This is a genomic window from Flavobacterium ardleyense, assembly GCF_042686085.1.
Taxonomy (GTDB): domain Bacteria; phylum Bacteroidota; class Bacteroidia; order Flavobacteriales; family Flavobacteriaceae; genus Flavobacterium; species Flavobacterium ardleyense.
The window spans coordinates 531,867-547,502 of sequence record NZ_JBHUOL010000018.1; the positions used below are offsets into that span (position 1 = coordinate 531,867).

Genomic DNA, 15,636 nt, shown 5'->3' on the forward strand with positions numbered 1-15,636 from the left:
GCATCGTTTTACCAATGAATATTCTCATACATCCTACCTATTTTCCGTCAATAAGTCATTATATTGCAATGGCTAAGGCAGATTTAGTTACGTTTGAAATGGAAGATAATTTCCAGAAACAAACCAATAGAAACAGAATGTATATCTATGGTACAAATGGTTTGCAACTATTGAACATTCCGGTAAAACAAACCGACGACAAACATCAGAAATATAAAGATGTGCGTATTGACAATGAATCGGGTTGGCAAAAAAACCATTTCAAATCATTGGAATCTGCGTATAGAACTTCGCCTTTTTTTGAATATTTTGAAGATGATTTAAGGCCTATATTTGAAAAGAAGCACGAATTTATAATGGATTTAAATTTTGAGACCTTTGAAATAATTAATTCGAGTTTAGGAATTGCTTTTGATATTGAAAAAACAACCGAATACCTTCATGAAGCAGCTGCTTTCACAGATTTCAGACCTTTGGTAAATGGAAAAAAAGATACCACTCAAGTGGAAAAATATACTCAGGTTTTTAATGAAAAACATGGATTCTTAAACAATCTCAGCATCTTAGATCTACTATTTAATGAAGGTCGATATGCCGTGGATTACTTAGAGAAACAATTATTATAACAAAAAAGCCAGAACGTAAATTCTGGCTTTTTTTGTATATCTAAATTCTACTATTCTAATAAAAAACTAACAGTAACTGTAGATGTAATTTCGATTTCTCCTATCGCTAAAGTTTCTCTTGGCATTGCATCGCCACCTACCATTGATTCTTTCATCATAGCATACATTGGAGGTCTTGGATAATTTGTTGAAGAATTATCAGAAATTAAAATTGCTTTCCCAACTTTTTGACCGGCTAAAACTGAAACATAATCGGTTGCTTTTTCCTTCGCGTTAAGCATTGCTTCTTTTCGCGCTTGACGCTCATATTCTTTAATTTTCGAAGATTGGAATTCAACACCTTGGATGTTATTAATTCCCGAATCTACTAAATCCATCATTAATTTATCATATTTCGCTAAGTCTTTCAAATGAATTGAAATTGTCTGATTTGCCACGTAAGAATATTTCTTGGTGTTATAATCGTAGTTTTTATATAAATTCACACGTTGCGATTGAAAATCAGCAGCAGCAATTCCAGCTTGTTTGATCACTTTTAAAACTTTATCAATAGCCTCATCATTTTTCTTCTTTACTTCAGCTGATTCTTTGCCAGTATTTTCTACAGCAACCGTAATTGTTGCTTCATCCGGAATTACCTTAATTTTACCTTCTCCCGAAACACTGATTTGAGGAACTTGTTTCACCTCTTGCGCTTGTACCATAGTTGTAATTAAAGTTAGTACTAATAATAATTTTTTCATATCTAAAATATTTATTGTTTGTTATTGGTCATTATATATTATTATTTTCAACTATTGTGCCAAACTTTCAATTATAGCTTATTAAATTTTAATAAGAAAAATAATGCCACAATAGGAACCAATAAAGCTACAACTGTAATCGTTTCCGATTGAAATAGTTCAGGATCTCGTGCTAATGTAATTACATAACCACCAATTGCTCCACCAAAATGTGCAACGTGTCCAATATTGTCTTTCTTAGCTTTCATTCCGTAAATAGAGAATAACAAATAAGCAAAACCGAAAATATAACCCGGAATAAATCCATACATATACAAGTTAGGCTCTAATAAAATGGCGCTATAAATTATTCCCATAACAGCTCCAGAAGCACCGACTGCTCTGTAATTGTAATCGTCCTTATGGAAATATAAAGTTAGTAAGTTTCCAGCAATTAAACTGGCAAAATAGATGTAAACAAAAAATAAAACATTTAAATTGTCAATTACATAAGGCGCAAACAAATACAAAGTAAACATGTTGAAAAATAAATGCGATGTATCTACGTGCAAAAATCCAGACGTAAGCATTCTAATTTGTTCTCCCGCACGAATACTTCCAATATGAAATTCATACTTTCTAAAGAAAAAAGTGTCATTAAAGGCTTTGTAACTAATCAATGCGTTTACTATAATTATAGCAATCAAAATATAATTCATAAGTCTAATTTTTGGTAAATTTAGCAATAGTTTGGGTATTTACTAAAGGATTAAAAAAGTATATTTGTAAAAAAAAGTGATATGCAGTTACTACTCTATATTATATTGTATCCAATTTTATGGCTAATTTCAATATTACCTTTTAGAATTTTCTATCTGTTTTCGGATTTTATCTGTTTTTTAGTTTACAATATTATTGGTTACCGAAAAAAAGTAGTTCGTGAAAACATCGCTTTGGCTTTACCTCATTTATCCAAGAAAGAGCAACTTGAGGTAGAAAAAAAATTCTACAAGCATTTGTGTGATATGTTTTTAGAAATGATCAAAACCATTAGTATTACAAAAGAACAAATAGAAAAACGCTATACTTTTAAAAACATCGAGGTTTATAAAGAATTAGAAAAAAAGAATAAAAGTGTAGCTTTGTTGTGTGCGCATTACGCGAGTTATGAATGGGCAGTTTCAATGAATTATCACTTAAATTTTATAGGATATGGGATTTATAAAAAATTAGCCAATCCGTATTTTGATAAATTAGTAAGAGATATTCGTTCTAAATTTAAAGCCGTTTTAATCACTACTAAAGAAACAATTCCTACGATTCATCACAATTATAAGGAAAATATTTTGAGTATCTATGGTTTCGCAAGTGATCAATCTCCAAAATTAAATGCAACACATCATTGGGCTTCTTTCATGGGTCATGTTGTTCCTGTTCATACCGGAGCAGAAATGCTAGCCAAGCGTTTTGATATGAATGTGATTTTCTTAAAAACTAGAAAAGTAAAACGAGGCTATTATGAAGCGAGTTTCGAAATTCTATCAACAGATGTAAAATCGGTTCCTAATTACGAAATCACGGAGCAATTCTTAAAGCTAGTCGAAGGTCAGATTTTAGAAGCGCCTGAATTTTATTTATGGACACACAAACGTTGGAAACATAAAAAAGACTAAAACATAAAAAAATGAGATGCTAAATTAAATTAGCATCTCATTTTTTTTCAACCATAATATAAGTGATTATTCAAACCATTTTGCTACCATTTCTTTTTCAGCATTAACGGCTTTCTTATGAACAAACTCATTTGTTTTTGGGTTGTATTCATATTCTTTCGCCCATTCTTGATGATTCGCTGCAACTGCTTTGATGCTTTCGCAAACAAATTGAATTTCTTCAGAAGTTGTTGTTGGGTGAATTGACATTCTGATCCATCCTGGTTTTAAAATCAAATCGCCTGATGAAATCTGACACACTAAATTCTCAGATGTTTCCTGGTCAACGTGTAATAAAAAGTGTCCGTAAGTTCCAGCGCAACTGCATCCACCTCTTGTTTGAACACCAAATTTATCATTTAGTAACTTCACACCTAAATTAAAATGCAAATCATCTACATAAAACGACATCACACCTAATCGATCTTGATGTTGATTCGCTAAAATATGCAAATTATCAATCGAATTTAACTCTGAAAAGATATAATCTACTAATTCATGTTCGCGCTTCAAGATGTTATTAACTCCCATTTTATCTTTCAATTGAATAGCTAAAGCGGTTTTAATAACTTGTAAGAAACCAGGCGTTCCACCATCTTCTCTATCTTCAATATTATCAATATATTTATGTTCTCCCCACGGATTTGTCCAACTAACCGTTCCTCCTCCAGGAGCATCAGGAACATTATTTTTATACAGATTTTTATTAAAAACAAGTACGCCCGAAGTACCAGGTCCTCCTAAAAACTTATGAGGTGAAAAGAAAATAGCATCTAAATAACGTTCGTTGTCAATATGCATATCAATTTCCACATAAGGTCCTGAACAAGCAAAATCTACGAAACAAACGCCATTATTATCGTGCATAATTTTCGCTACATCGTAATAAGGTGTGCGAATTCCAGTTACATTTGAACAAGAAGTAATTGAAGCGATTTTAAAAACTCGATCTTCATATTGTGCCACTAATTTTTTAAATTCATTCAGACAAAACAAACCTTCCTCATTTGCCGGAATTACCACCACATCAGCGATTGTTTCCAACCAAGAGGTTTGATTTGAATGGTGTTCCATGTGCGAAATGAAAACAATTGGTTTAATTGCATCAGGAATAGCCGTGAATTCTTTCAGATTTTCAGGGATACGAAGTCCTAAAATACGTTGGAACTTATTCACAACTCCAGTCATTCCAGTTCCATCGGTGATTAAAATATCATTATCATCGGCATTTACATGCTTTTTAATAATATTTCTTGCTTTGTGATACGCCATTGTCATTGCCGTACCAGAAACCGTTGTTTCCGTATGTGTATTGGCTACAAATGGGCCAAATTGATTCATTAATTTCTCTTCAATCGGACGGAATAATCTACCGCTTGCCGTCCAGTCTGTATAAACAATTTTTCGGGTTCCAAAAGGAGATTCAAAATCTTGATTAATACCGATGATGTCTTTTCTGAACTGATCAAAATAAACTTCTAATTCGGTTTTTGTAGTTGTAGTAGTTGACATTATATTTCTTTAAATTATTCTTTCGTTGGTCTTTCGTAAAGCACTGTTTCTATTGTTTCAAAATCTGTAGGTTTACCTTCCACTACAAAATATTTTACTAAAATTTGTCCCCATAAATCGCCATTTGTAAATTCTGCCACCAACCAACGGTGATTTAAAATTTTTGAAGTATTCACTAAAAAAGCTTTTCCATCAATAGGTTCGTAGGGAATTAATTTATTACCATTTTTATTTTCGTTTAAAACAGCAATATCTTCTTTTACTTTTACAGCAATTTTTTTATAATCCAATTCCTTTTTGTAAAAGTACTCTTGTGCATCTTCGTCACTTTCCAAAGCAAAATAATTCGCCATTGCTAAGCTTGACACAGAATCGCGCGATATTTTTAAACGTTCTTTAGTCTGAAAAACATCCTTTTCTTTTGCTTCTAAGATTTTGGTCGAATTCACGTATTGAAAAATGTTGAACAATACTGAAAAAATTAACGCGTACAAAATTACGTTTTTCATAAAAATAGTTATATATTAATTGTTAAATTATCATACGCTACAAACACGTTATCAGGCAGTTTAGCTTGAATTTCCTCGTGAAATCCAAAAACATGACTAATGTGTGTAAAATAGGTTTTATTAGGTTGCACCAAAGATATAAAATGTAAAGCTTCTTCTAAGTTAAAATGTGTAGAATGATATTCTTCTCTCAAACAATTAATTACTAAAACCTTGCATCCTTTAATTTTTTCAATTTCGGCTTGTTCAATTGTTTTTACATCGGTTAAATAAACAAAATCTCGGATGCGATACCCAAAAACTTGCAAACTGCCATGCATCGCATTTATTGGAATTACTTCTAAATTCTTTACTTTAAACGATTCATTATTGACTACTTCTTTCGCAATTACACTTGGAGCGCCTGGATATTTATTTTCATTTTCAAAAATATAATCAAATCGTTTGGCCAAATTAAACAAAACACGCTGGTGCGCAAATACTGAAATATCGCCCTGTTTGAAGTAATAGGGCCGAATATCATCTAAACCTGCCGTGTGATCTGCATGCTCATGCGTAAAAAGCAACGCATCAATAATTGCACATTTTGAAGTGAGCATTTGCTGTCTAAAATCAGGACCACAATCAATTAAAATAGAAGTATCATCGGCTTCAATCCAAACCGAAACACGCAATCGCTTGTCTTTATCATCAGTACTCAAACAAACCGAATGATTACTACCGATAACTGGTATTCCCTGAGAAGTTCCTGTACCTAAAAAGTAAATTTTCAAAGTTGTTTCTTTTTTACAAAAATAACAATAAATATGGTAATCTCTTGCAAATTGATTAACTTTGCAGTTCAAGTGAAAGCGTTAAATTAGTTGTAAATAATCCAAATTAATGATAAGCAAAATGACCGAGATTAAAATAAGTGGTGATAGAGAAATTGAACATGTTCCTTCTATAGAAGATAAGGCATTAAGAATTAATCTTAACCAAAACATTTATGGAACTTTTGCTGAAATTGGTGCGGGACAAGAAACGGTTCGTAATTTTTTTAGAGCTGGCGCTTCGTCAAGAACTATTGCAAAAGCAATGTCTGCTTATGATAAAGACTTTAGTGATGCTATTTATGGCGAAGAATTTGACGGTCGTTACGTAACTGAAAGTAGGCTTAAGAAAATGCTTACGCACGAAATTAATTTGGTTGAACAACGTTTAAGTAGGGAAAAACATCCTGACAAATTATTTTTTAGTTACGCAAACACAGTAGCAACTATTGATTTCGCCAAACAAAACAAAGGACATGGTTGGGTTGGAATAGTTTACCAATTAGAACCAGATGAGCCATATAACGAAATTACTTTACACATTCGATTTAGAGAAAATGATGCCAGATTACAACAAGAAACATTAGGAATTCTTGGAGTAAACTTAATTTATGGCGCATTTTATAAATATAACGATCCTAAAAAATTACTACGCTATTTATACGATCATTTAGATAAAGACCAAATTGAAGTCGATACCATCAACTTTTCAGGACCACGTTTTGCCGATGTTGATAATCGCTTAATGAGTTTGCAATTGGTTAAAAACGGAATGACAGATGCCGTAATGTTTGGACCTGATGGAAAAAACATTCTTCCAGCAACAGTTTTATACAAGAAAAACATTTTAGCGTTAAGAGGAAGTTTTAGACCGGTTACCAAAGTAAATATGGATATGTATGAAGAATCATACAATATGTTTATCAAGGAAAATAAGGTCGATAAAGAAAATACTTTCGTAGTATTTGAAATTACACTTTCTAACCTAAAAGCAGAAGGTGAAATTGATGAAAGGGACTTCTTAGATCGAGCTGAATTGCTTTGTAATTTAGGACAAACCGTATTGATTTCTAATTTCCAAGAATATTTCAAAGTTGTGGAATACTTTTCTAATTTCTCTAAAGCGAGAATGGGATTAGCGATGGGCGTAAATAATTTAATCGAAATTTTCGACGAAAAATATTACCGTCATTTATCAGGTGGTATTCTGGAAGCCTTTGGGAAATTATTCTATCGCGATTTAAAAGTGTATTTATACCCGATGAAAGATCCAATGGGCAACATCATCACTTCAGAAAACTTAAAAGTACATCCTAGAATGAAAGAGTTATACAAATTCTTCAAATTCAACGGAAAAGTAGTAGATATAAAAGATTACGACGAGAAAAACTTAGATATTTTCTCTAGAAAAGTATTAAAAATGATTTGCAGAAGCGAAGAAGGTTGGGAAGATTTATTACCCGAAGGTTCTGCTGAATTAATTAAGAACGACAAACTATTCTCTTTTGCTTGCGAAGTTGATTTCAAGCAAGAAGCTGAAAAGGTAAAATAAACACAAAATAAAACAGGGCTACAAATTGTGGTCCTTTTTTATTTCAACAATTCTAAAAGTTCGTTTTTTAACTTTTTTGAAATGGGAATTCGTACATTATTACACAAAACAACATAACCTTCATTTTCAAATTCTATAATTTTATTTAGATTTACGATGTAAGATTTATGTGTTTTGAAAAAATCAGTATTGAGTTTCTGTTCATATTTTCCTAAACCATATGAACTAATTATTTGTCGATCAGCATCAATATTTATTTTCGTATAACCCTCATAACCTTCTAAATAGAGAATATCGCTCTGCTCAATTACTGAAAAACCTTTTGCATTTGGTACTAACAATTTCTTCTGATTAGAAATACTTTCCTGCAATAACTCTACTAATTCTTTGTTATGTGTTGATTCATTTTCTTCATCAATAAGTTTAATCGTTTTTTGAATCGCGATTTTTAAATCATCGTCATCAATAGGTTTTAAAATATAATCAATAGCCGAATTCTTTAAAGCTTCTAAAGCATATTCATTGTAAGCTGTTACAAAAATAACTTTAAAAGTTACGTTTATTATATTAGTGAGCAATTCAAATCCGTTAATTCGAGGCATTTGAATGTCTAAAAAAACTACATCAACTTCGTTACTATTTAAAAATAAAATTGCATCCTCTGGCTTTTGAAATCGATCTAAAATAGTCAAATTTGAAAAAAATTGATTTATCTTTTTTTCTAAATTTTTAAGTGATGCTATTTCATCATCTACTAAAATACAAGTTACATTTGTCATAATTTCTTAATTATAAAAACACTTTTATTGCCAACGTAATTAGCTTCTGGAAATGCTATTTCATTAAAGTATTGAACTTCCCAATCCTTAGAAAGATTCAAAAAATGTATTCTATCTTTCAAAACTTGTGAAGATTTATTACTTTTTGATTTTTTTAAAGTTTTTTCAAACCCTACTCCATCATCTATAATTTCAACTTTAATTTCGGAAGGACTAATAGCTATAAAATTTATAGTTATAATTCCTTTATCTAATTTATTAAAAATTCCGTGATTAATAGCGTTTTCAACTATTGGTTGCAAAAGCATCGTTGGAATTTCTCTTTTTTCTAAAGCAGCATCAACATTTATACTATAAGCTAACTTATCCTTAAACCTCAACTTCTCTATTTCTAGATAATTTTTCAGTAACCTTAACTCTTCCTCAATTGATAATTTACTCATGACCGACATATCAAAAAATTGTCGAATTAATTTCGAAAATTTCACTAAATAATATTCAGAAGTTTCAAAATCATTTTCATTAATATAATATTGAATAGCTGCTAATGAGTTAAAAACAAAATGAGGATTCATTTGTGAACGCAATGCTTTTAACTGCAACTCAGAAAATTTTTGCTCTTGTAATATTCTATGTTTTTCTTTTTTTGAGGTCCATCGAATTAAAAACCAAATAATGTAAATTAGTAAACTAAGACCAATAATTATGACCACTATCTTAAACCATGAGGTTTGCCACCAAAGAGGTCTTATGGTAAATTTCAACACTTTATCAATAGCATTTACTCTAATCCGTAATTGATAACTATCTGGTAAAAGTTCATTAAAACTAATAGCATTTGAAGACGTACTTATCCATTCTTTTTGAACTGGCTCCAACTTATATTGATAAGTAAAGTCACTTGCGTTTTCTGAATAATCGATTGCAGCAATTTCAAATGAAAAATTCGATTTATCTTGATAAGTGAAGGTTGAATTTTCTAAAATTACTGAAGAATTATAATTTGCTTTTTTTATATAAACATCTAAAAATTGTTTGCTATCATGTTGAATAATTGGCAGAATTGCAACACCTAAGTTTGTACTCGCTAAAATTTTATCATCATAAACAAAGACATCATTAACATCATCAGAAGGTAATCCATTATGACTATTTATAGTTTTTTGAAATACATAATTTCCTTTACTATAAATATATTTTAAAATTCCCTTATTGGTAGCTAGCCAAACATTATTATCCGCCACGAAAGCATTGTTTACAATTAAAAACTCAGACTTAGGCAATTGTTTAATTGTTTTCAAATCGGATAGATAAGCTCCAAATCCGTCGGTATTTATAAGAACTTGAGCGTCTGAAATTTTATGAATATTGAGTATTGATTTATCAAATTCAGCGTTCTTAAAAATAACATCTTCAATGCGATTATTCTTTAATTTTTTCAACCCATTTGTAGTTGCAATTAACAATTCATCATTAAAAACATATAAAAAATTAGTTCCTTGCTGCGTATATTCGTGCAAAACAGCATATGTTTCTGGGTCGACTTTGTAAATTCCTACAGCGTGAATTCCATAAATAAAGCCTTTATAATAAATTAACTTCTTATTTATATCGCTTTTATTATTTTTTAAATTAGTACTAAATTTTACTGTTTTTTGTACGTTATCTTCAACACTAATCATATCCTGTTTAGACAAGTAAAACGTTGTGTTTAATTCTTTTAAGTGATTTGGCTGGAATAAAAAATAAGGTTTATCTAAAAACATTTTAAAATCCTTACTTTCAAAATCATAACTATAAAATCCTTTATTGTAAACGGTAGCAATTACTTTATTACCTACAAAGTCTAAGTAATTTACTTTTTGATGATTTAAAACGTACTTAATATGTCTTTTTACTTTTGGGAGTTTATATAATCCATTTGAAAAAGTACACAACCATATATTTTGAGAAGCATCAATAAAACCGAAATGTGCATCAATTTCTTCTGGAAAATAATAAGTGTTTTTTATATGGAATTCATCATCTAAAACACCTACAAAACCTCTACCCGAAATTTGTAATTTATTATTAATTAGATTAATACGCGTATGTTGAGATAAGTTTATGTTAATTTGATCTTTTAAATTACGTGTTACAAGTTTTAAGGTATTAAGATTTAATATCTTATAATTATCATCACTAACCCAATAAAACAAACTATCTGTGAGCTGTCCTCTTTTATGCAACTTTATTGAAAAATCATAATTATCTATATATTTTACTATGTTCTTATTTTTATCAATAACGAAAAGCGAATCTTGTTTGTTGTTTACGATAAATTGCGAAATATTTTTATGCTTAATATAATATTTATACTGACCATTATTAAAAGCATTATCAATAACAGTTTTCCATCTTTTATTAATTAAAATATGTGATTTGTTTCCATTAGTTAATATAATTTCGTTACCTACTTGATTTGTAAGTAATGAGGTTAGTATCTCCCCTTTTATATGACTTTCAAAAGCATAAACGCTATCATTTTTAATATAGCCTACTTTTGATGCTTTAGATTGATACCATATTTTACCATCGGGCGTTGCATTCAAACTCCAAATATCATTATTTGCTAATCCGTCTTTTGTGGTAAAGGTTTTAAAATCAGTTCCATCATATTTTACAAGTCCCTTATCTGTTGCTATCCATAAAAACCCTTTAAAATCTTGAATCACTTTATATATGTGATTACTTGGTAAACCATCTTTAGTGGTGTAATTGGTAAATTGTTGTGAAAAACAAAAATTCCATATCAGTAATGTAAGAATAGTGATATGGAATTTTTTATTTTTCAAAAGCATTTATTTAGTGGTGCTATACAAATATAACATTTTGCAATTATAAGAAAAGACTAATCGTTTAATATAGCAATTAATAATCCTTATTTTATTGATCGGCAGTTCTTCGTATTCTTCCTTCGCCAGAAACGGTTCCTTCCAAATTTATGTTAGAAGCATCATAATAAGAACCCGAAAAAGTGAATTCTAAGAAGTCACCAACAGCAGCCGGATGAACAGTAACCACACAAGTTACAGGACTTGTTGGAATAGTTAACGGATCTGAAAAAAATATATGCCCTGGTGTTAATTCACTAAAATAAAAATTAGCTGTTAAACCATCGGAAACTCCCCATGTAAAATTCGTACTATTGCTAAATGCGGTCCACCCTGAAAAGGTGAAATCTCCATCTACTTTAATACTTCCGCCTTGCGTATCTCGAGTGCTGGCTCTAAAAACAAATTTCTTAAAAGGATCAGCAGTTGCTGAAGCGACAAAATATCCAGTAGCATAGGAATCAAAGACTCTCTCTGTGCCATTATTTAAGGTATACTTAAAATATTCTTGAGTATTACCCGTGGGAACAATTGTATCATCATTCCCACACGATAAAAATATAAAAAACCCAAAAATTAAAACAAACTTTATAACAATATTCATTATAATTAATTTTTAATAACGGTTGTACTTAATCTGTAATTACAGTATTTCCTGCTGCAATCAAGGTATTATAATTTGTTATCCCTGATCCTGATGGTGGTGCTGGCACTAGTTGAGAAGAAAGGTCAATATAAACACCACTTATTGCGGGCGTAACGCCAACAAAGACGTTCAGAAAACTATTAATAGCGTTACTATCTAAGTTATTATGGTTCAATTGCATGTGATAAAAATCATTTATTAAAGGCATATTAATTGCACTTAAAATAGCATTATAATGAATACTTAATCCATTTAAACACGTAGTTAAAAGAGGGAGGTTTAGAACAGCTAGTTGATTATTAAATCTAATATCTAAATTAACAGCATTTACTAATTTTGATAAGTCGACATTTGTTAAACTACTATTTCCATAAATACTTAATTCGTTTGATACTATTGAAAGTCCAGATAAATCAATTGTGGTTAAACTAGTGTTTTGAAGAATATTTACTCTTTCACAATTTGTAATTCTACTTAAATCTAATAAAATAAGTTTTGTATTACTGCTAACATTTATTTCAGTATTTACTTTGACCAAGTTATTTAAGGCTAAAGTACTAGAGTTAGTTCCTTCAATCGTAAAATTATTCACTTCGGCTAATGCCGAAAGATCAATTTGTTGCAAAGAGGTTGCATTTAAATTTTCGCTACCATGAATCCTGAAGTCTCCTCGTGAAATTGTTAAATTAGATAAGTTTAAACTATTAACTAATGGATTATTATTGAAAATAAAGTAACTATTAAGCTTAACTAAATTTGATAAATTTAAATTCGTAAGTGCTGCGTTATTACTAATTTGTATCTGTGCTACTTCTGTTAAGTTTACTAAATTTAAAGTAGTAAGTGCAGTTGTATTTTCTACATAAATAAATTGCGTATTGGCCCCTACTTCATTCTGAATTTTCACAATTGCCTCGGCATCTGTAATATTCCCATTAATATAAACGTAAGTCAAGCCAGAATTACCCTGACCGTCAGCACCATTAATTCCGTCTTTCCCGTCTTTTCCATCCTCAACACTACAAGAAAAAAGTGTAATGAAAAATAAACTTAGGACTGTTTGTTTTAATATTGTTTTCATTTTTATTATTTTTTTAGCAGTTAATCTTTTTAAACTAACGATGTTTTTTTTTAATGAAAGAAATCAATTACTACACAAAATTCTGCTTCTAAACTACTTGAAGTAATATCATAACGCATTTCCTGACCCACTGCATTTCCAGTTCTTTGACAAGTAACATTTACTGGATATACTGTTCCACCTAAATTTAATGTCCCAGTTCCAGTAGTGTTCGCCGTTACGACAGTTGTTAGAAACCAAAAGTTTCCAGGATCATCTGTTTTAAATATTTCAACTTCCGGCCCGTTTGTAGACGTGTTAAAAAAATCTGTCGTCAACTCCGTTTCTGGAATTAAAATTTTTGTTGTATTTGAAGAAAGAACATAGCTTAGTCCTGAGTAATTGCATTGATCTTGATTGGCTGCATTGCCATCGTCATTGTTACAATTAAAAAATGCCATGGAGATTAAAAGTAATAAGGATGTTTTAAAAATTGTTTTCATAATTATTTTTTTAGGTTGTTTTAGAATTTAATTTCTAGTTCCAAAACCAAACTTATTTAAATGATTAACAACAAACACACCGCATCTTCTAAAGCGCTCATTTGATTGCTTCAAAAGCGCGATTGATTACTTTACAGAATTTAATGCAAAAAAAAATCTTCAATTTAATTGAAGATTTTTACTATTATTTTAAAATTTGATTAGCATGCTCTTTGGTCTTGACCTTCTCAATTACTTCGTCGATAATTCCGTTTTCGTCAATGATGAAAGTAGTTCTGTGAATCCCATCATATTCTTTTCCCATAAATTTCTTTGGACCCCAAACGCCAAAAGCTTCAATTACCGATTTATCTTCATCAGCTAGTAAAGGAAATGGTAATTCGTTTTTCTCAATGAATTTTGATTGCGCTTTTGCACCATCAGCACTTACACCGAGTATCGCATAATTATTAGCTTGAAAACGTACGTAGTTATCCCTTAAATCACAAGCTTCAGCAGTACAACCTGGCGTACTCGCCTTAGGATAGAAAAAAACCACTAGTTTCTTCCCTGTATAATCTGCTAATTTATGCGCTGTTCCGTTTTGATCTAAACCTGAAAAATTGGGTGCTTTATCCCCTTTTTTTAATGTTGTCATCTATTTTTAGTTTAAATTTGTTTTAAAGATGTATAAATATACGAAAAATGACCAAAAGCGAAAAAGTTACGTTTGTTATAAATACGTTAAAAGAATTATACCCTGAAATTCCTGTTCCTTTAGACCATAAAGATCCCTATACTTTGTTGATTGCTGTATTACTTTCAGCTCAATGCACCGATCTTCGTGTGAATCAAATAACGCCGCATCTCTTCGCGAAAGCGGACAATCCGTATGATATGGTAAAAATGTCGATAGAAGAAATTAGAGACATTATCCGTCCTTGTGGCTTGTCGCCAATGAAATCAAAAGGAATTCACGGTTTATCCGAAATGATGATTGAACATCACAATGGAGAAGTGCCCCAAAGTTTTGAAGAATTAGAGAAATTCCCAGCGGTCGGGCATAAGACAGCGGGTGTTGTAATGAGTCAAGCTTTTGGGGTTCCAGCATTTCCTGTGGATACGCATATTCATCGTTTAATGTATCGTTGGGGATTTGCAAACGGAAAAAATGTGCAACAAACCGAAAAGGACGCCAAACGTTTATTTCCTGAAGAAGTTTGGAATGATTTACACTTGCAAATTATTTGGTATGGTAGAGAATATTCGCCTGCTCGTGGCTGGGATTTAGAGAAAGATATTATTACGAAAACCATTGGACGAAAAACAGTTTTAGATGCGTATAATAACAAAAAATAACACCAACAAAAAATGCCTCAAATTACTTTGAGGCATTTCCTTTAATTAGCGATAATTTCAAAACTTAAATTTCCCACTTTATGAATACTCAGTGCTTTTGAAAAACTGAGTAAAAACGAAATCGTTTCTTTTTTAGGTTTCATATTCTGAATTGCTAATTTTTGTTTAGAGTAAAGTTTTGCCATAGATTTTTATTAGTTTCCTTTAATCTATAACGACAATAATTTACTTTTAGTATTAATTAGTCAAAATCATTTGATTTTTCTCAATTATTTTTCTCAGATTTAATAACGCGTAACGCATTCTCCCAAGAGCTGTATTAATACTAACTCCCGTTAAATCAGCTATTTCTTTAAAGCTTAAATCTTGATACATACGCATTACCAAAACCTCTTTCTGATCGTGAGGTAATTCATCTAGCAAACGTGTTAAATCGCTTTCTACTTGTTCAGTAATAAGCTTTGTTTCAATTGTAGGTGCGTTATCAGACATGTAGTTAAATATCGAATACTCTTCGGTTTCTCTCTGGAATGGCATCTTTTTTGCCTTTCTAAAGTGATCCACCGTTAAATTATGAGCAATACGCATTACCCAAGGTAAGAATTTACCTTCTTCGTTATATGATTTTGTCTTTAATGTTTTGATTACTTTTATAAAAGTATCCTGAAAAATATCATCTGATAAGTCTCTGTCTGCTACTTTTGAATAAATAAATCCGTAAATTTTTGATTGGTGCCTAGTGATTAAAACCGATAAAGCAGATTCGTCACCATTTATATAGTTTTTTACCAATACGGCATCAGGAAGTACAAGATTAGCCATAACAATACCTTTTAGTTAGTTTAAATTATTCTGTTTCTAAAAAAGTATTTTTATTGTATAGGCTTTGTGTTAAAGTTTAAGAGCCAAATTTAACACTTTTTTTTTCGAACTACCAAATTTATATACAATAAAGATTATTTTAAATTAATAACATCGTAAAACTTATAGAA

The 15,636-nt window shown here is 30.7% G+C and carries 17 protein-coding genes; 4 read left to right on the forward strand and 13 right to left on the reverse strand.

What is annotated here, in order from left to right; genetic code table 11:
• Positions 1-14 precede the first annotated feature (14 nt).
• Positions 15-626 carry a WbqC family protein gene (locus ACFSX9_RS12445; protein WP_379808134.1) on the forward strand — a complete coding sequence of 204 codons (612 nt, stop codon included), beginning with the start codon at positions 15-17 and terminating at the stop codon, positions 624-626.
• 50 nt (positions 627-676) lie between these two features.
• Here ACFSX9_RS12445 and ACFSX9_RS12450 read toward each other — a convergent pair whose 3' ends face one another.
• Together ACFSX9_RS12450 and ACFSX9_RS12455 are read right to left on the reverse strand one after the other, a co-directional pair.
• Entirely contained in the window at positions 677-1,369 is a 693-nt protein-coding gene (locus ACFSX9_RS12450) for an SIMPL domain-containing protein (RefSeq protein WP_379808135.1), read from the reverse strand.
• A 71-nt stretch (positions 1,370-1,440) separates the two neighbouring features.
• The gene (locus ACFSX9_RS12455) at positions 1,441-2,067 is read right to left on the reverse strand and encodes a rhomboid family intramembrane serine protease (protein ID WP_379808136.1); all 627 of its coding nucleotides are present in this window, start codon (positions 2,065-2,067) and stop codon (positions 1,441-1,443) included.
• Positions 2,068-2,148: 81 nt separating this feature from the next.
• Here ACFSX9_RS12455 and ACFSX9_RS12460 point away from each other — a divergent pair, with 81 nt between their 5' ends.
• Positions 2,149-3,021 (forward strand): lysophospholipid acyltransferase family protein, encoded by an 873-nt coding sequence (locus ACFSX9_RS12460; protein WP_379808137.1) that lies wholly within the window; start codon positions 2,149-2,151, stop codon positions 3,019-3,021.
• A 66-nt stretch (positions 3,022-3,087) separates the two neighbouring features.
• Here ACFSX9_RS12460 and ACFSX9_RS12465 read toward each other — a convergent pair whose 3' ends face one another.
• Genes ACFSX9_RS12465 through ACFSX9_RS12475 form a run of 3 tightly spaced genes read right to left on the reverse strand, consistent with a single transcriptional unit; the run spans position 3,088 to position 5,854 of the window.
• On the reverse strand, positions 3,088-4,572 hold the full coding sequence (locus ACFSX9_RS12465) for an aminotransferase class V-fold PLP-dependent enzyme (RefSeq protein WP_379808138.1): 1,485 nt from the start codon (positions 4,570-4,572) through the stop codon (positions 3,088-3,090).
• A gap of 14 nt (positions 4,573-4,586) precedes the next feature.
• A complete protein-coding gene (locus ACFSX9_RS12470) occupies positions 4,587-5,081 on the reverse strand; it encodes a hydrolase (RefSeq protein ID WP_379808139.1) in 495 nt (164 codons plus the stop codon).
• Positions 5,082-5,089: 8 nt separating this feature from the next.
• Positions 5,090-5,854: an MBL fold metallo-hydrolase gene (locus ACFSX9_RS12475; RefSeq protein WP_379808140.1), complete on the reverse strand. Its 765-nt coding sequence runs from the start codon at positions 5,852-5,854 to the stop codon at positions 5,090-5,092.
• A 121-nt stretch (positions 5,855-5,975) separates the two neighbouring features.
• On the opposite strand from ACFSX9_RS12475, the gene ACFSX9_RS12480 reads away from it, so the two are divergent.
• The gene (locus tag ACFSX9_RS12480) at positions 5,976-7,445 is read left to right on the forward strand and encodes a TonB-dependent receptor (protein WP_379808142.1); all 1,470 of its coding nucleotides are present in this window, start codon (positions 5,976-5,978) and stop codon (positions 7,443-7,445) included.
• 38 nt (positions 7,446-7,483) lie between these two features.
• Here the strand turns inward: ACFSX9_RS12480 and ACFSX9_RS12485 are convergent, their stop codons facing one another.
• The 6 genes from ACFSX9_RS12485 to bcp all read right to left on the reverse strand — a co-directional run bounded on the left by ACFSX9_RS12485 (position 7,484) and on the right by bcp (position 13,943).
• A complete protein-coding gene (locus ACFSX9_RS12485; RefSeq protein ID WP_379808143.1) occupies positions 7,484-8,224 on the reverse strand; it encodes a LytR/AlgR family response regulator transcription factor in 741 nt (246 codons plus the stop codon).
• A complete protein-coding gene (locus ACFSX9_RS12490) occupies positions 8,221-11,058 on the reverse strand; it encodes a sensor histidine kinase (RefSeq protein WP_379808145.1) in 2,838 nt (945 codons plus the stop codon). The genes ACFSX9_RS12485 and ACFSX9_RS12490 overlap by 4 nt, the downstream gene beginning before the upstream one ends.
• 91 nt (positions 11,059-11,149) lie before the next feature.
• Positions 11,150-11,701 carry a hypothetical protein gene (locus ACFSX9_RS12495; protein ID WP_379808147.1) on the reverse strand — a complete coding sequence of 184 codons (552 nt, stop codon included), beginning with the start codon at positions 11,699-11,701 and terminating at the stop codon, positions 11,150-11,152.
• Positions 11,702-11,729: 28 nt separating this feature from the next.
• On the reverse strand, positions 11,730-12,824 hold the full coding sequence (locus ACFSX9_RS12500) for a hypothetical protein (RefSeq protein WP_379808149.1): 1,095 nt from the start codon (positions 12,822-12,824) through the stop codon (positions 11,730-11,732).
• 50 nt (positions 12,825-12,874) lie between these two features.
• Positions 12,875-13,306 (reverse strand): hypothetical protein, encoded by a 432-nt coding sequence (locus ACFSX9_RS12505; protein WP_379808151.1) that lies wholly within the window; start codon positions 13,304-13,306, stop codon positions 12,875-12,877.
• 184 nt (positions 13,307-13,490) lie between these two features.
• The gene (bcp, locus tag ACFSX9_RS12510) at positions 13,491-13,943 is read right to left on the reverse strand and encodes a thioredoxin-dependent thiol peroxidase (protein ID WP_379808153.1); all 453 of its coding nucleotides are present in this window, start codon (positions 13,941-13,943) and stop codon (positions 13,491-13,493) included.
• A gap of 47 nt (positions 13,944-13,990) precedes the next feature.
• Here bcp and ACFSX9_RS12515 point away from each other — a divergent pair, with 47 nt between their 5' ends.
• Positions 13,991-14,644, forward strand: a complete 654-nt coding sequence (locus ACFSX9_RS12515) for an endonuclease III domain-containing protein (RefSeq protein ID WP_379808155.1) — start codon at positions 13,991-13,993, stop codon at positions 14,642-14,644.
• Positions 14,645-14,685: 41 nt separating this feature from the next.
• Here ACFSX9_RS12515 and ACFSX9_RS12520 read toward each other — a convergent pair whose 3' ends face one another.
• Both ACFSX9_RS12520 and ACFSX9_RS12525 read right to left on the reverse strand, forming a co-directional pair.
• Entirely contained in the window at positions 14,686-14,829 is a 144-nt protein-coding gene (locus tag ACFSX9_RS12520; protein WP_379808157.1) for a hypothetical protein, read from the reverse strand.
• Positions 14,830-14,881: 52 nt separating this feature from the next.
• The gene (locus tag ACFSX9_RS12525) at positions 14,882-15,466 is read right to left on the reverse strand and encodes an RNA polymerase sigma factor (RefSeq protein ID WP_379808159.1); all 585 of its coding nucleotides are present in this window, start codon (positions 15,464-15,466) and stop codon (positions 14,882-14,884) included.
• Between the last annotated feature and the right edge of the window lie 170 nt (positions 15,467-15,636).

Coding starts and splice junctions, on each gene's coding strand:
- ACFSX9_RS12445 (WP_379808134.1), top strand. CDS start 15: ATGAATATTCTCATACATCCTACCTATTTTCCGTCAATAAGTCATTAT.
- ACFSX9_RS12450 (WP_379808135.1), bottom strand. CDS start 1,369: ATGAAAAAATTATTATTAGTACTAACTTTAATTACAACTATGGTACAA.
- ACFSX9_RS12455 (WP_379808136.1), bottom strand. CDS start 2,067: ATGAATTATATTTTGATTGCTATAATTATAGTAAACGCATTGATTAGT.
- ACFSX9_RS12460 (WP_379808137.1), top strand. CDS start 2,149: ATGCAGTTACTACTCTATATTATATTGTATCCAATTTTATGGCTAATT.
- ACFSX9_RS12465 (WP_379808138.1), bottom strand. CDS start 4,572: ATGTCAACTACTACAACTACAAAAACCGAATTAGAAGTTTATTTTGAT.
- ACFSX9_RS12470 (WP_379808139.1), bottom strand. CDS start 5,081: ATGAAAAACGTAATTTTGTACGCGTTAATTTTTTCAGTATTGTTCAAC.
- ACFSX9_RS12480 (WP_379808142.1), top strand. CDS start 5,976: ATGACCGAGATTAAAATAAGTGGTGATAGAGAAATTGAACATGTTCCT.
- ACFSX9_RS12485 (WP_379808143.1), bottom strand. CDS start 8,224: ATGACAAATGTAACTTGTATTTTAGTAGATGATGAAATAGCATCACTT.
- ACFSX9_RS12495 (WP_379808147.1), bottom strand. CDS start 11,701: ATGAATATTGTTATAAAGTTTGTTTTAATTTTTGGGTTTTTTATATTT.
- ACFSX9_RS12500 (WP_379808149.1), bottom strand. CDS start 12,824: ATGAAAACAATATTAAAACAAACAGTCCTAAGTTTATTTTTCATTACA.
- ACFSX9_RS12505 (WP_379808151.1), bottom strand. CDS start 13,306: ATGAAAACAATTTTTAAAACATCCTTATTACTTTTAATCTCCATGGCA.
- bcp (WP_379808153.1), bottom strand. CDS start 13,943: ATGACAACATTAAAAAAAGGGGATAAAGCACCCAATTTTTCAGGTTTA.
- ACFSX9_RS12515 (WP_379808155.1), top strand. CDS start 13,991: ATGACCAAAAGCGAAAAAGTTACGTTTGTTATAAATACGTTAAAAGAA.
- ACFSX9_RS12520 (WP_379808157.1), bottom strand. CDS start 14,829: ATGGCAAAACTTTACTCTAAACAAAAATTAGCAATTCAGAATATGAAA.
- ACFSX9_RS12525 (WP_379808159.1), bottom strand. CDS start 15,466: ATGGCTAATCTTGTACTTCCTGATGCCGTATTGGTAAAAAACTATATA.